The sequence below is a fragment of the Streptomyces sp. NPDC099050 genome (genome assembly GCF_044759865.1).
Lineage (GTDB): Bacteria > Actinomycetota > Actinomycetes > Streptomycetales > Streptomycetaceae > Streptomyces.
The window spans coordinates 96,807-111,469 of sequence record NZ_JBIWAE010000019.1 but is presented as its reverse complement, the minus strand read 5'-3'; the positions used below and the strand labels follow the sequence as shown (position 1 = coordinate 111,469).

Sequence of the window (14,663 nt, the reverse complement as noted above, 5' to 3'; positions counted from 1 at the left end):
CTGGAACGAACGCTCTATTGAGCCGCTCGGAACGAACCTAGCACGCACTAGAACGAACGCTCTATCTAGATCCCGGGGTATCGTTCCGTCCATGGCAGCAGCAGAGGTGAAGGCGAAGGCGACGGCGAAGGCGACGGCGAAGGCGACGGCGGACGGACTCGGGACGCGGGAGCGGCTGGTCCGCACGGCCTCGCGACTCCTCCAGCACGGCGGGTACGAGAACACGCCGATCAAGCAGCTGGTCCGCGAGGCGGAGGCCACCCTCGGCTCGCTCTACCACTTCTTCCCCGGAGGCAAGCAGGAGCTCGCGGTCGCCGCGATCCACTTCGGCGACGAGGAGTTCGCCGAGGTCCTGCGCTTCGGGCTGTCCGCCCACGCGGACCCGGCGCGCGCCATCGAAGCCGTCGCCGAGCTGCTCGCCGAGGCGCTCGAAGCGTCCGACTGGCGCGACGGCTGCCCGGTGACGCCCACGGCGCTGGAATCGATCGGCCGCCTGCCCGAGCTCCAGGCGGCCTGCGCGCGGGCCTTCGCGAACTGGCAGCGGCTGGTCGCCGCGAAGCTCCTGGCCTGCGGCCACCCGGAGGCGGAGGCGCGCGAGCTGGCGGTCACTGTGATCAACACCCTGGAGGGCGCCGAGATGACCTCCCAGGTCACCCGGGACCGTGCCCCCCTCCTCCTGGCCGGCCGGCACCTCGCGCGCCTGGTCTCCTCGTACGCCTAAGGAGAGCGCGGCCTGGTTCCGGCGGCCCAGGCCGTAACAGGCCCCGGCGTGGTGCGCGCCCGGCCCGCGCGCCCGGCCCGTCCGCCCGCCCGCCCGGCCCGCCCGCCCGGCCCGCCCGCCCGTACGGAGCCGGCGGCCGACCGGGGCCACGTACGCGAGGTCCCGCGGCGCGGCAACGAGCGCGCGAACGCGGTCGAGGATGCTGCTGGTCGCGATCACCATCGCGTTCTTCGTCTCCGTGGTGATCGTGGTGGGCCTCCTCCTGCCCGGCGGCCTGTTCTCCCTCGGCATGCTGGTGTTCGACCGCCGGGCCCTGGAGACCGAGCCGGGCGGGGCGGGGCGGACTCCTCCACCGGCTGATCGGAGATCAGGCCTCCGGCGCGTAGCGGGACTTCAGCTCCGAGACCACGCCGAAGAAGGCCGCGGTCAGCGGTACGGCCAGCAGCATTCCGAGGATGCCGGCGACGCTGGCGCCGGCCGTGATCGAGAGCATCACCACCGCCGGGTGCATCTGTACGGTGCGGCTCTGCACCATGGGCTGGAGGATGTACCCCTCGATCATCTGGACCGCCAGCACCACGCCCAGCGCCCACAGCCCGATCACCCAGCCGCGGTCCGCGAGGGCGACGAGGACGGCCACGGCGCCGGACAGGAAGGCGCCGAGGTAGGGGATGTAGGCCGTCACGAACACCAGGGCGGCCAGCCCCACGGCCCCGGGGACCTGGAGGATCAGCAGGCCCGCGCCGATCAGTACGGCGTCGACCAGGGCCACGAAGGTGGTCCCGCGCATGAAGCCCTCGACGGCCTCGTACGCGCGCCTGCCCATCGCCTCCATCAGGTCGCCCGAGCGGTGGGGGACCATCGAGCGCAGGGTGCTCACGGCGCGGTCGGAGTCGCGGAGGAAGAAGAAGATCAGCACCATGGCCAGCAGGGCCGTCGCGAGCATCGTCGCGACCACGCTGAGCCCGGTGACCACGCCCGAGGCGGCCGTGCCGCCGAACTTGGTGAGCAGGCCCTTGGAGTTCTTCGCCACGTCCTCCAGGGAGGTGCCGAGCGCCCCGAAGTGCTTCGCGAGGTCCGTGCCGGCCTTCCGCAGGGAATCGATGATCTGGTCGCCGGTCTCGATGAGCGCGAGGACGACGATGTAGCCGGCCCCGCCGACCACGGCGGCCACGGTCAGGCAGGTGAGGGCCGCGGCGAGCGAGCGGTTGACCTTCATGTGGACGAGGCGCCGGTGCATCGGCCCGAGCAGGGCCGTGCCGAGCACGGCGAGCAGCACGGGCGTGACCACCGTCCGGAAGACGGCGCACAGCCACACGACGAGCGCGAGGACGGCGGTGGCGAGGAGGACGACGACGCACCAGGCGGCGAGTCGGCGTACGGGCTCGGGCAGCAGGGGAGTTGTCGGAGTTGTCGGCACGGCTCATACAAACACGGACAAAAACCGCCCCCGGCCGCGCCCCGCCGGGGGTGCGACCGGGGGCGCGGGTGCTACGGGTTGACGATGACCTCGTCGACGCGGCTCTCGGCGAAGAAGTGGGTCGCGGCGGTCTCTTCGTAGCGGGCCGTCCAGGAGCCGGTCACGTCGGCGGTGTAGGTCTGGGTGAACGTGCCGTCGGCGGTGGTCGTGGCGCCGTGCTCGCGCTTGCGCCACGTGGTGCTTCCGGCGGGGAGGAAGTAGATGGCGACCTTCTGCCCGGCGAAGGGCTTCCACGTCGGGTCGGCGTGGGTGAGCTTGCCGGTGACCGTGATCGTCCGGTTGTGCCGGACCGGCTCGGGCGAGACGTTGAAGTCGGGGATGGCCGTCATCGTCCGGGCGGTCTTCACGGCGGGGGTGACCGAGCCGTGGATGCCTGCCGTGCCGGCGTGCCGCAGGCGGACGTACCCGGCACCCGGGTAGGGCAGCGTCGTCTCGATGAGCGCCACGGTGTTGGCGCCGGGCTTGGTGGTGACGTTCATGCTCTTGCGGGTGGTCCAGCCGGTCTTGCCGTCCGCCGAGTGCTGCACCTCCACCTTCAGGGAGGTGGTCCCGGCCGGGATCTGGGCGCGCTCGAAGCGGGCGTTCACGCTCACGGTCTTGTTCTGGTCCACCGAGGCCTTGAAGTCGGAGAACCGGGACCCGCCGGTGGTGTTCACCGTGACCTGGGGGCCGCTTCCGTACAGCCAGGGGGAGCTTTCGACGACCTTCCACGGGGCGTCGTCGACGAACAGCGGGGAGGAGGCGAAGCGTCCCGAGGCGTCCGTGACGGCGCTCGTCGGGCCGGTCGAGATCTTCATGCCCGCGGGTGCCGGCTTGTACGTGCCGTCCGGAGTCCTCCAGGTGACGGCGCCGCTGATCTTGCCCCGGGTTCCGTAGGCACCGGTCTGCGTCGTGGAGTCCAGGGTGATGCGGGCCCTCATCGTGTCCACACCGGGTTCCGCGGCCGCCACCGCCTTGACGCCGTTCAGCTCGGCCGCGAGGTCCACGTGCACGTGGTACCACCCGTAGTCGATGTGGTCCTCGTGAATGGGCTCGGAACCGGTCAGCGTGACCTTGGACTCGAAGTGCCCCTGCGCGTCCGCGACGACGGGCGTGGCGACGGTGCCGATCACGCGGGTGACCGTGGCGCCCGCGAACGGCTTCAGCGAGCCGTCGCGCGGGTCGCGGAGCTTGAGGTCGCCGGACACCACCGTGTCCCGCTTCGCCAGCGACACCTGGTTCGAGCTCTTCACGTTCTCGAACACCGGCCGCAGCCGGTAGTTCAGGACCGCCTTGTCCTCGTGGAGGACGGTCTCGCCCTCGGTGCCGTCGTACTCCACGTCGATGGCGTACTCCGCGAGGTCGGCGAGCTTCAGCGGGCCGGTCACGAACGAGCGCGACAGGACGGGGGATTCCGGATCCTCGCAGCCGTCCGCGCAGTTGTCCCTCGGGGTGAGGTCCGTGACGGTCGCGACCCGGGTGGTCGTGCCCTTCTTGCGGACGTGCACCTTGAGGTCCGCCGGCGGCGTCATGGTGTTGAAGAAGACGTCGGCGCCCCCGCTCGACACGTTGACGACGACCTTCGGATAGGGGTCGGCCGCCTGAGCGGCGGTGGGTACGGCCAGCACCGCCCCCGCGGCCGTCATCGTGCAGAGCACGGCAAGAATGCGCTTCTTCATGTGTCCCCCCGGGGAATCCGTTCATCGGCCGGTCACCGGACCGGCCGATGAAAGGACTTCCCGGTCCACCGGATGGTTGTACGGGGGTTTGACGACAGGCCCTGGCTAGGGCCCGTCGGGCTTCGACTGTTCCAGCAGCACGAACCACGTGGACTTGCCCTCGCCGCGCGGGTCGACGCCCCAGTCGTCCGCCAGCATCTCCAGCAGCAGGACGCCCCGCCCGCTCGACGCCATCTCGCCCGGGTGCCGTTTGTGCGGCAGCTCGTCGGAGGCGTCCGCCACCTCCACCCGCAGCCGGCGCGAGCCGAGCTCGCCCGCCGCCTCGGCGATCAGCAGCGCGTCCCCGTCCGTGTGGACCAGTACGTTCGTCAGCATCTCGGAGACCATCAGCACCGCCGAGTCGACCTGCTCCGGGTCCGCCCAGTCGTGCAGCAGCTCCCGGATCTGCTGGCGGACCCCCGCGACCCGCTCCGGCTCGGCCTGCGCGACGGTCGTCATGGTGCGCCGGGCCGGCCGCGACGGGTGCAGCAGCGGGGTCTCGCAGCCGCAGCCCGCGCCCTCGCGGCAGAGCAGGACGACGGCGATGTCGTCCTCCCGCCGGTCGGCCAGCGGGCCGGTGGTGTGGTGCGAGGACGGGCCGTGCACCGCCTGGACCAGCAGGTCGGCCAGCCGTTCCAGGTGGCGGGGCTCCGGGTCCGCGTCCTGCGCGGCGTAGGGGGTCTGCGACTCCAGGATGGCCCGCAGCCGGGCCCAGCCCGTGTCGAGGTCGTGCCCGCCCGTCTCGATGAGCCCGTCGGTGCAGAGCATCATCGTCTCGCCGGGTTCCAGGGTGAACCGCGTCGTCGGGTAGTCGGTGTCCGGCACGATGCCGAGCGGCAGCCCGCCCGCCGTGGGCCGCATCAGGACGGTGCCGTCGGCCATCCGCACCGCCGGGTCGGGGTGCCCGGCGCGGGCCACCTCCAGCAGTCCGGTCGCCGGATCGCACTCCACGTACAGGCAGGTCGCGAAGCGCGGGCTCTGGAAGTCGGAGTCCCCGGCGCCGCCGCCCGAGCCCGGGCGGCCCGGGTCCGGCCCGGTGTCCTCCTGCTCCGAGCACAGGCCCGCCAGGAACCGGGAGGCGCGCGAGAGCACCGCGTCGGGCCGGTGCCCCTCGGAGGCGTACGCGCGCACCGCGATCCGGAGCTGGCCCATCAGGCCGGCCGCGCGGACGTCGTGGCCCTGGACATCGCCGATGACCAGCGCGAACCGTCCCGAGGGCAGCGGGATCATGTCGTACCAGTCGCCGCCGACCTGGAGCCCGCCGCCGGTCGGCACGTAGCGCGCGGCGAGGGTCATCCCGGGGATCTCGGGGCCGAGCTGCGGCATCATCGACCGCTGGAGGCCCGTGGTGAGCTCCCGCTCGGATTCGGCCACCCCGGCGCGCTGGAGTGCCTGTGCGAGCATCCGGGCCACCGTCGTCAGGACGGAGCGCTCGTCGGGGGAGAAGGACACCGGGTGCTTGAAGGCGGCCATCCAGGCGCCCATGGTGCGTCCCGCGACGATCAGCGGCAGGAAGGCCCAGGAGATCCTGCCGAAGTGCTGGGCGAGCGGCCAGGTGGCCGGAAAGCGCCGCTTGTAGTCCTCGGGGCTGGGGAGGTAGATCGCCCGGCCGGTGCGGACGACCTCCGCGGCCGGGTAGTCGGTCAGCAGCGGCATGTCCGCGAAGGGGCCCTCGTCCCCGGGATCGTGCCCGTGGTGCCCGATGATCGACAGCCGGTCGCCGGACACGCCGAAGACCGCCAGCCCGTCGGGGATGAACCCGGGCATGGACAGCGAGGCCGCCACCCGCAGCACCTCGGCGGTGGAACGGGCCTCGGCCAGCGCCCGCCCGGCGTCCAGCAGGAACGCCTCGCGCGAGCGGCGCCAGTCGCCGGTGATGGGGGTGTGCACGGCCGTGGTGCCGGGCTGGGCCTCGGCTATTTCCTGGATCGTGCCGATCAGCTCGTAGTCGAGGCGGCCGTCCGCGCCCCGGTTCTCCAGCGGCTTCGAGCGGCTGCGTACGGTGCGCAGCACGCGCCCGTCCTCGTCCATGATCCGCAGCCGGGCCTCGGCGAGGGTGCCCTCGGCGACCGCGAGGTTCACGATGCCGTTGATCTCGTTCCAGTCCACCGGATGGAAGCGCGAACGCACGGCGACCTCGGGCAGCGCGACGGGTTCGGCGGGCAGCCCGAGCAGCCGGGCGGCCTCGCTGTCGAGGGTGACCGTCCCGGAGGCGTTGTCCCATCGCCACAAACCGGTCGCGATGGCGGCCAGGACGTCCTCTGTGCGCACTCGGTCATCTTTACAGGTCATCCGCCTGACGTGCCTGTTCACCACCCCGGTCACCGCCCCGGTAACGACCCCGATCACGACCCCGATCACGACCCCGATCACGACCCCGGCGGGCGGCCCCGCACGGGCTCGCGCCCCGGACGGTAACCTTGGGACGGTTGAATCCACCCTGGTATCACGTAGAACTGGATGACTGATGCATCGGTACAGGTCCCACACGTGCGGCGAGCTTCGTGCCTCCGACGTCGCCTCCGACGTCCGGCTGAGCGGCTGGCTGCACAATCGTCGAGACCTGGGCGGCATCCTCTTCATCGATCTGCGTGACCACTACGGCATCACGCAGCTCGTCGCCCGTCCCGGCACGGCCGCGAACGAGGCGCTCAGCAGCGTCACCAAGGAGACCGTCGTCCGCATCGACGGCAAGGTCGTCTCCCGCGGCGCGGACAACGTCAACCCCGAGCTCGCCACCGGCGACATCGAGGTCGAGGTCACCGCGGTCGAGGTGCTCGGCGCCGCCGCCCCGCTGCCCTTCACCATCAACACCGATGACGGGGTGAACGAGGAGCGCCGTCTGGAGTACCGCTTCCTCGACCTGCGCCGCGAGCGCATGCACCGCAACATCATGCTGCGCTCGGCCGTCATCGCCTCCATCCGCTCCAAGATGGTGGCCCTCGGCTTCAACGAGATGGCGACCCCGATCCTCACCGCGACCTCCCCCGAGGGCGCCCGTGACTTCGTCGTCCCGTCCCGCCTGAACCCGGGCAAGTTCTACGCGCTCCCGCAGGCGCCGCAGCAGTTCAAGCAGCTGCTGATGATCTCCGGCTTCGACCGGTACTTCCAGATCGCGCCCTGCTTCCGCGACGAGGACGCCCGCGCCGACCGCTCGCCGGGCGAGTTCTACCAGCTCGACGTCGAGATGTCCTTCGTCGAGCAGGAGGACGTCTTCCAGCCGATCGAGCGGCTCATGACGGAGATCTTCACCGAGTTCGGCAAGGGCCGCGCGGTCACCTCGCCGTTCCCGCGGATCCCGTTCCGCGAGTCGATGATGAAGTACGGCAACGACAAGCCCGACCTGCGTTCCAAGCTGGAGCTCGTCGACATCACCGACGTGTTCGAGGGCTCGGAGTTCAAGGCGTTCGCCGGCAAGCACGTGCGCGCCCTGGCCGTCCCGGACACCGCCGCCCAGCCGCGCAAGTTCTTCGACGGCCTCGGCGAGTACGCGATCTCGCTGGGCGCCAAGGGCCTGGCCTGGGTCCGCGTGGGCGAGGACGGCGCGCTGACCGGCCCGATCGCCAAGTTCCTCACGGAGGAGAACGTCAAGGTCCTCACCGAGCGCCTCGGTCTGGCCGCCGGTCACGCCGTGTTCTTCGGCGCGGGCGAGTTCGACGAGGTCTCCAAGATCATGGCGGGCGTCCGCGTCGAGGCCTCCAAGCGGGCCGGGCAGTTCGAGGAGAACGTCTTCCGCTTCTGCTGGATCGTCGACTTCCCGATGTTCGAGGCGGACGAGGAGACCGGCAAGATCGACTTCTCCCACAACCCGTTCTCCATGCCGCAGGGCGGCATGAAGGACCTGGAGGAGAAGGACCCGCTCGACATCCTGGCGTGGCAGTACGACATCGTCTGCAACGGCATCGAGCTGTCCTCCGGCGCCATCCGCAACCACGAGCCCGAGGTCATGCTGAAGGCCTTCGAGATCGCCGGTTACGAGGCCGAGACCGTCGAGCGCGAGTTCGCGGGCATGCTGCGCGCCTTCCGCCTCGGCGCCCCGCCGCACGGTGGCATCGCCCCGGGCGTGGACCGCATCGTCATGCTGCTCGCCGACGAGCCGAACATCCGCGAGACCATCGCCTTCCCGCTCAACGGCAACGCGCAGGACCTGATGATGGGCGCGCCCACCATCCTGGAGGAGTCCCGCCTGCGCGAGCTGAACATCGCGCTGCGCAAGCCGGTGGAGACCAAGACGAGCGAGCCGGTCGACAAGGCCGTCAAGCCCCACCAGTAAGCCGTCACATGAAGAAGGGCCCGGCATCCGTACGGATGCCGGGCCCTTCTCCTGTTGCTACTAGAACTTCTCCAGGAGGCCCTTCAGGAGGGCTGCCGAGGTCAGTTCGGCCGGGGCGGGGCCGGCGTGGAAGAAGCCGGCGTTGTCGGCGTCCAGCTTGCGCAGGAAGTCGAAGGCCTTGGCGTCGTGCTCGCCGAACGCGACGAACTGCCAGTGGATGCCGGGGGCGGTGGTGGCGGCGTCGGCGATCGCCTGGCGGGCGGGGCGGACGTTGTCGGGCGCGCCGTCCGTCTGGAACACGACCAGGGCCGGGCCCTCGCCGCCGTCCTTCTGGTAGCGCTCGAGGACGGCCTCCACGGCCACGTGGTAGCTCGTGCGGCCCATGCGGCCGAGCTCCGTGTGGCGGGTCTCGACCCAGGCCCCGTCGTACGCGTCGAGGGCCAGGTCGGCCGCGCCGTCCAGCTCGGTGGAGAAGAACACCGTACGGACGGTGGCCTCTTCGTCGAGGTGCGCGGCGAGGGCGAGGGCGTGGTCGGCGAGGTGCTGGACGCTGCCGTCCTTGTAGAACGGGCGCATCGAGCCCGACCGGTCGAGCACCAGGAACACGGTGGCGCGGGCGCCGGCCTTGCCCTTGGTGCGCAGGGCCTGCCCGGCGGCCTTGTACGCGGCCACCAGCGGGGGCGCCTGCCGCTTGAGGGCGGCGAGGCCGTGCGCGGGGCCGCCTGCGGCGGCATCGGCGGGGAGGAGGTCGGCCTCGGCCTGGGTGGGCTCCGCTTCGGCCGCGGCCGCGATGGGCTCCGCCTCGGCGAGAGCCTCGGGCTCGGCCGGGGCCGGCTGCGCCTCGGCGGTCTCCGCGTCCTGCGCCTGCGGCGCGGCGGCATCAGCCGCCACGGGCTCGGCCTCGGCGGCTGCCTGCGGCTCCGCCTTGGTCTCGGCATCCGCTTCCGGGGCCGCTACGTCGGCCTGCGGCTCGGTGTCCGCCTCGGCGGCGGGCTCGTCCTCGGGCGCCGCGGTCAGGGCCGGCTCGGCCTCTGCCTCGGCGGCGACCGGCTCGACCTCGGGGGCGGTTGCGTCGGCCTCGGCTTCGGCTTCGGCCGCCGGAGCGTCGAGCGGCTCGGCTTCCGCCTCCGCCACCTCGGCTACGGCTTCGGCCTCGGCCGCGAGGGGCTCCGGCTCGGTGGCGGCGGGCTCCGGCGTTGCCTCGGCGGCCGGTTCGACCCCGGCTGCGGTCACAGCCTCGGCTTCGGCTACTGCCTCGGCCTCGGCCTCGGTCACAGCCTCGGCCCCGGTCACAGCCTCAGCTGCGGCCTCGGTCACAGCCTCGGCCTCGGTCACAGCCTCAGCTGCGGCCTCGGTCACGGCCTCGGCTTCGGTCACAGCCTCAGCTGCGGCCTCGGTCACGGCCTCGGCTTCGGTCACAGCCTCGGCAGCGACCTCAGCTTCGGCTACAGCCTCGGCCTCGGCTGCGGTGGCCGGGGCCGCCTCGGCGGCCGGTTCCGCTTCGGCGGTGACGGGCTCCGCTTCGGGGGTGGCCGGGGGCGTCGTGGTGGGCGGTGCCGCCGGGGTCGCCGACGGGCCCCCGGTGGGGGAGCGGCGGGCCTCCGGGACCGTGGGGTCCGGGTTGGGGGCCGGGGCCGGGGCGGTGAGGACGGTGCCCGGTTCGCGGTCCCTGGGGGTGGACTGCGGGGGAACCGTGGGGTTGTCGAAGGAGGCGGCGACCAGTTCGGCCGCGGCGTCCAGGGGGGTGCGTTCGGTCTGGCTCGGGAGGGCCGCCGAAGGGGTGCCGGTCGTCTCCGGAACCGATTCAGAGGTCCGTCCGAACACCTTGCGCAACAAGCTCCGAATACCCATGGGCCAGGCCTTTCGCATGAGTGCGTGCGTCATTTGTCCGTGAGGCGCGGTAGATCCCTGCCCAGAGTGGACACGTAAGGTTATCGGCCCCTTGGCTGGAACTTCGGGAGGGGCACCTTTCGTGGCGCCCATGGCGCAAACACACCCGTTCCGCCCCCGAACTGCCGCCCCGACGTGCCGGATTCACCGGGCGTTCACCCAGCGGCCGCCGCTTCGGCGCAACCCGCCCATAGCGTCACCGACGGATTGTTCCGACACGTTGTCGGGGACCGTGCATCAACGGAGGACACTCGTGCGCAAGCTCCTGCCGCTCATCGGCTCATCTCACGGGGGCGGCCGTTCCGCTCTCACCTGCCGCTACCGCTGCGGCGACGCCTGCTTCCACGAGGTGCCGAACACCAGCGACAACGAGTACGCCGGCGACGTCATAGCCCGCGCCTACTCCCGCCGCGCGATGCTCCGCTCCGCCGCCGTCGTGACGGTCGCCTCGGCCGCCGGTACCGCCATCACGCTGAGCGGCAACGGCTCCTCCGCCTCCGCGGACCCCACGGTCGAGGCGCAGCGCGCCGGCGCCGCCGGGGTCAACGCCGCGGGCGCCCGCGGTCTGCGCTTCACGCCGGTCGCGCCCAACACCGCCGACCAGGTCACGGTCCCCGAGGGCCACGAGCAGAACGTGGTCATCCGCTGGGGCGACCCGATCGTCAAGGGTGCGCCGGGCTTCAACCCGGACAAGCAGACCGCCGCCGCCCAGGCCGGTCAGTTCGGCTACAACAACGACTTCCTGAGCCTGCTCCCGCTCGGCGGCGACTATGAGCGCCAGCAGCTGCTCGTGGCCAACCACGAGTACACGGACGAGCAGCTCATGTTCAAGGCGTACGACGCGGCCAACCCGACCCGCGAGCAGGTCGAGATCGCCTGGGCCGCGCACGGCCTGTCCGTGGTCGCGGTCCAGGAGGACCACCGCAGCGGCAAGCTGACGGCCATCAGCCGCCACCGCCTCAACCGCCGTCTGACCGCCACCAGCGAGTTCAAGCTGACCGGTCCGGCCGCCGGCACCGACCTGGTGAAGACCTCGGTCGACGCCACCGGCACCAAGGTCCTCGGCACCCTCAACAACTGCGCCGGTGGCACCACCCCGTGGGGCACCACCCTCCACGGCGAGGAGAACTTCAACCAGTACTTCGGCAACGCCGGACTGGTCACCGAGCCCACCCAGGCCGCCCGCCTGAAGCGCTACGGCGTGACCGCCGGAGCCACCGAGCGCAAGTGGGAGCGGTTCGACAAGCGCTTCGACGTCGCGCAGGAGCCCAACGAGTCCCACCGCCACGGCTGGGTCGTCGAGCTTGATCCGTACGACGTGAATTCCGTCCCGCGCAAGCGCACCGCGCTCGGCCGCTTCAAGCACGAGGCCGCGCAGCCCCGTCTGACCGAGGACGGCCGCCCGGTCGTCTACATGGGCGACGACGAGCGCTTCGACTACTTCTACAAGTTCGTCTCGTCGAAGCAGATGAAGAAGGGCGACTCGCGCGCGGCGAAGGAGCACAACCTCACGCTGCTCGACGAGGGCACCCTCTACGTCGCCAAGCTCACCGGTGACACCCCGGTCACCGAGTTCGACGGCACCGGCAAGCTCCCCTCCGACGGCGAGTTCGACGGTTCCGGCGTCTGGATCAAGATCCTCACCTCTTCCCCCACGGGGAACGTCTCGCACGTCGAGGGCATGACCGCCGAAGAGGTGTCCGTCTTCACGCGCCTCGCCGGTGACAAGGTCGGCGCGACCAAGATGGACCGTCCCGAGGACGTGGAGCCGTCCCCGCGCACCGGCCGCGTCTACATCGCGCTGACGAACAACACGGACCGCGGCAAGCCGGGCAAGGAAGGCGCCACCGAGGCCAACCCGCGCAACCTGAACAAGCACGGCCAGATCCTGGAGCTCGCCGAGAACTTCGACGACGCGGCCGGCGACGGCTTCGCCTGGCGCCTCTTCCTGGTCGCGGGCGACCCGAACGACCCGGCGACCTACTTCGCGGGCTTCCCGAAGGACAAGGTCAGCCCGATCTCCTGCCCGGACAACGTGGCGTTCGACCCGCACGGCAACCTGTGGATCTCCACGGACGGCAACCAGCTCGGTTCGCACGACGGCCTGTTCGGCGTCGCGACCGCCGGTGACCGCCGCGGTGAGCTGAAGCAGTTCCTGACCGTTCCGCGCGGCGCCGAGACCTGTGGCCCGATCATCCAGGACAAGCGCGTCCTGGTGGCCGTGCAGCACCCGGGCGAGATCGACGGCGCGACCGTCGAGAAGCCGCAGTCGGTGTGGCCCGACGGTCCGGGCAAGATCGTCCGCCCGTCGGTCGTCTCGGTCTGGCGCAAGGACGGCAAGAACATCGGAGTCTGACTGCTGACGTCTGACGTCTGACGTCTGACTGCTGACGGCTGGCATCTGGGCCGAGGTGAGTTGATCTGTGCGGGGCGGTGGTTGTTTCACGTGAAACAACCACCGCCCCGCTCAACTTCCCTCCGGCAGCCGCCCGACGGGGAGCAGGAGCGTGGTCACCGCGCCCCCGTCAGGGGCGTTGGAGAAGCGCAGCTCGATCTCCAGCACCTCCGCCTGCCCGGCCGCGATGGTCAGGCCGAGCCCGTGGCCCCGCCCGCGTCCGGGATCCCCGGTGCGGAACCGCCGCGGGCCCTGCTCGATCAGCTCGGCCGGATAGCCGGGCCCGTGGTCGCGTACGGTCACCAGCGGGCCGGTGACGGTCACTTCGATCGGCGGCCGCCCGTGCTTGTGGGCGTTGACCAGCAGGTTGGCCAGGATCCGGTCGAGGCGGCGCCGGTCGGTCAGCACCACCGCGTCCCGCTCGATCCGAACCACGACGGGCAGTCGGGTGCTCGCCGCGGCCCGCTCCACCGCGCGGCCGAGCTCCACCCGGGCCAGGTCGGCCCGTTCGACGCCGGAGTCCAGCCGGGAGATCTCCAGCAGGTCCTCGGTGAGCAGGTGCAGGGCCCCCAGCCGGTCGTTGATCATCTCCTTGGGCCGGCCCTCGGGCAGCAGCGCGGCGGCGGCCAGGGATCCGGTGAGCGGGGTGCGCAGCTCGTGCGCGACGTCCGCCGTGAACCGCTTCTCCGCCTCCAGCCGGGCCTGCAGCGAGGCCGCCATCGAGTCGAGGGCCTGGGCCACGTCCCGCACCTCGTCGCGGGAGCGGGTGCGGGACCCCTCCCCGTCGGCCGGGAAGCCGACGCGCGCGTCGAGGTCACCGGCGCTGATCCGGCGGGCCACCGCGGCGGTGGTGGCGAGCCGGCGGCTGATGCGGCCCGCGAGGAAGATGCCGGCGAGGGCGACCACCCCGGCGGCGAGGACGGCGGAGACCAGGATGGCGGCGTCGATCTCCCGCAGCCGGGTGCGGGTGCTGTCGTAGGGGACCCAGACCGCGAGGGGCTTGCCGTCGGCGGGTCCGGCCGCCCACATGACCGGTTTTCCGTCCTGGGTGCCGGTCATGGAGCCGGTCAGTCCGCGGGCGACCAGGTCGCGCAGCGGGGCCGGGAGGCCGGGCGGGTCGAGGGCGCTGTTCCCGTCGCCGTGCGCGGTGCCGTACTCGTACTGGCTCAGGGCCCAGTCCAGCTCGCGGTCCACGTCCTTGCGGACTTCGCCGACGAGCTGGCGGGCGACCACGTTGTGCACGAGCATGCCGAGCGCGGCCGCGACGGCGCAGCACACCGCGGTGGTGGTCATGGCGATCTTCCAGCGCAGGCTGCTCGTGCGGTGCATCGGTGTTCCGGCCTCCTCAGCCCGTGCCCGTGCCCGTGCCGGATCCGGAGCCGGATCCGGAGCCCGCGGCCGGGCAGGGGGAGGTGTCGCCCTGGCCCGGGCACTCGTCGAGGGTGAGCTGGGAGAGGTTCATGATTCCGGCCTCCGGGTCCCACACGTAGTCGGAGATGGAGACCTTCTTCGGGTTCGAGGTCGGCTCGCGGATCGCCAGGTGCTCGGCGGCGACCTCCACGCCCTCCAAGACCCCGCGCCGGGACAGGATGCGGGCGATCGTCCCGTCGTCCCGGACGGTGTAGACGCGCAGTTCGCTGACCCGGCCGTCGATGTCCAGGGCGGTGATCAGCTCCGGAATGCCGTTGCCCGTGACATCGGCCAGGACCGCGGGCCGGACGGGGCAGTCGGGGCCGCCGTCCACAGCCTGTGTACAGAGCGCGAGGCGCTGGATCGCCCGGGGGTCGACGAGCCGGCCGGTGCCGGCGTCCGCGGTGGTGGTGGCGGTGATGTCGGCCCGTACGACGTCCACGGCGTTCACGCCCTTCATGGACAGACCGGGGACCTTGGCGAGACCCGGGACGGCGGTGGCCGCGCCGGACTGCCGGCCGGGGGCCGGGGGGTCCGGGCGGATGTCCTTCCACAAGGTGCGGGGGGCGTGGGCGGTGCCGAGGTCGCCGTCGTCCTGGAGGCCCTCCACGTCCGCGCAGCCCGCGGTCGCCGCCAGGGCGGCCGCGGCGGCCGTGAGGAGGATCGCCTGGCTGCGCCGGCGGAGGCTCATGTCCCGATGCTCCCTCGTGGGGCCGGGACGGGCTCGAGGGCGGGGCCATTGGGGGGACGGCAGGGCGCCGCTGCCAGGGGCTCCGCCCCCGGACCCCCGCGCCTCA

The 14,663-nt window shown here is 72.0% G+C and carries 9 protein-coding genes; 3 read left to right on the top strand and 6 right to left on the bottom strand.

Annotated features, from left to right (window positions below; genetic code table 11):
- Positions 1–91: 91 nt before the first annotated feature.
- A complete protein-coding gene (locus ACIQV3_RS28540) occupies positions 92–721 on the top strand; it encodes a TetR/AcrR family transcriptional regulator (protein ID WP_403716754.1) in 630 nt (209 codons plus the stop codon).
- A gap of 367 nt (positions 722–1,088) precedes the next feature.
- Here the strand turns inward: ACIQV3_RS28540 and ACIQV3_RS28535 are convergent, their stop codons facing one another.
- From ACIQV3_RS28535 to ACIQV3_RS28525, 3 genes are all read right to left on the bottom strand, one after another.
- Positions 1,089–2,141 (bottom strand): AI-2E family transporter, encoded by a 1,053-nt coding sequence (locus tag ACIQV3_RS28535; protein WP_403716751.1) that lies wholly within the window; start codon positions 2,139–2,141, stop codon positions 1,089–1,091.
- Between the two features lie 71 nt (positions 2,142–2,212).
- Positions 2,213–3,859 carry a hypothetical protein gene (locus tag ACIQV3_RS28530; protein WP_403716749.1) on the bottom strand — a complete coding sequence of 549 codons (1,647 nt, stop codon included), beginning with the start codon at positions 3,857–3,859 and terminating at the stop codon, positions 2,213–2,215.
- Between the two features lie 105 nt (positions 3,860–3,964).
- A complete protein-coding gene (locus ACIQV3_RS28525; protein ID WP_403716747.1) occupies positions 3,965–6,169 on the bottom strand; it encodes a SpoIIE family protein phosphatase in 2,205 nt (734 codons plus the stop codon).
- 196 nt (positions 6,170–6,365) lie between these two features.
- Here ACIQV3_RS28525 and aspS point away from each other — a divergent pair, with 196 nt between their 5' ends.
- On the top strand, positions 6,366–8,171 hold the full coding sequence (gene aspS / locus ACIQV3_RS28520) for an aspartate--tRNA ligase (RefSeq protein WP_403716744.1): 1,806 nt from the start codon (positions 6,366–6,368) through the stop codon (positions 8,169–8,171).
- A 60-nt stretch (positions 8,172–8,231) separates the two neighbouring features.
- Here the strand turns inward: aspS and ACIQV3_RS28515 are convergent, their stop codons facing one another.
- Positions 8,232–10,022 carry a VWA domain-containing protein gene (locus ACIQV3_RS28515; protein WP_403716742.1) on the bottom strand — a complete coding sequence of 597 codons (1,791 nt, stop codon included), beginning with the start codon at positions 10,020–10,022 and terminating at the stop codon, positions 8,232–8,234.
- Between the two features lie 292 nt (positions 10,023–10,314).
- On the opposite strand from ACIQV3_RS28515, the gene ACIQV3_RS28510 reads away from it, so the two are divergent.
- Positions 10,315–12,417, top strand: a complete 2,103-nt coding sequence (locus tag ACIQV3_RS28510; RefSeq protein ID WP_403716740.1) for a PhoX family protein — start codon at positions 10,315–10,317, stop codon at positions 12,415–12,417.
- 111 nt (positions 12,418–12,528) lie between these two features.
- Here ACIQV3_RS28510 and ACIQV3_RS28505 read toward each other — a convergent pair whose 3' ends face one another.
- Both ACIQV3_RS28505 and ACIQV3_RS28500 read right to left on the bottom strand, forming a co-directional pair.
- Positions 12,529–13,785 carry a sensor histidine kinase gene (locus tag ACIQV3_RS28505; RefSeq protein ID WP_403716737.1) on the bottom strand — a complete coding sequence of 419 codons (1,257 nt, stop codon included), beginning with the start codon at positions 13,783–13,785 and terminating at the stop codon, positions 12,529–12,531.
- A gap of 16 nt (positions 13,786–13,801) precedes the next feature.
- Positions 13,802–14,557 carry a hypothetical protein gene (locus ACIQV3_RS28500; protein WP_403716734.1) on the bottom strand — a complete coding sequence of 252 codons (756 nt, stop codon included), beginning with the start codon at positions 14,555–14,557 and terminating at the stop codon, positions 13,802–13,804.
- Positions 14,558–14,663: the final 106 nt, after the last annotated feature.

Coding starts and splice junctions, on each gene's coding strand:
- ACIQV3_RS28540 (WP_403716754.1), top strand. CDS start 92: ATGGCAGCAGCAGAGGTGAAGGCGAAGGCGACGGCGAAGGCGACGGCG.
- ACIQV3_RS28530 (WP_403716749.1), bottom strand. CDS start 3,859: ATGAAGAAGCGCATTCTTGCCGTGCTCTGCACGATGACGGCCGCGGGG.
- aspS (WP_403716744.1), top strand. CDS start 6,366: ATGCATCGGTACAGGTCCCACACGTGCGGCGAGCTTCGTGCCTCCGAC.
- ACIQV3_RS28515 (WP_403716742.1), bottom strand. CDS start 10,022: ATGGGTATTCGGAGCTTGTTGCGCAAGGTGTTCGGACGGACCTCTGAA.
- ACIQV3_RS28505 (WP_403716737.1), bottom strand. CDS start 13,785: ATGCACCGCACGAGCAGCCTGCGCTGGAAGATCGCCATGACCACCACC.
- ACIQV3_RS28500 (WP_403716734.1), bottom strand. CDS start 14,557: ATGAGCCTCCGCCGGCGCAGCCAGGCGATCCTCCTCACGGCCGCCGCG.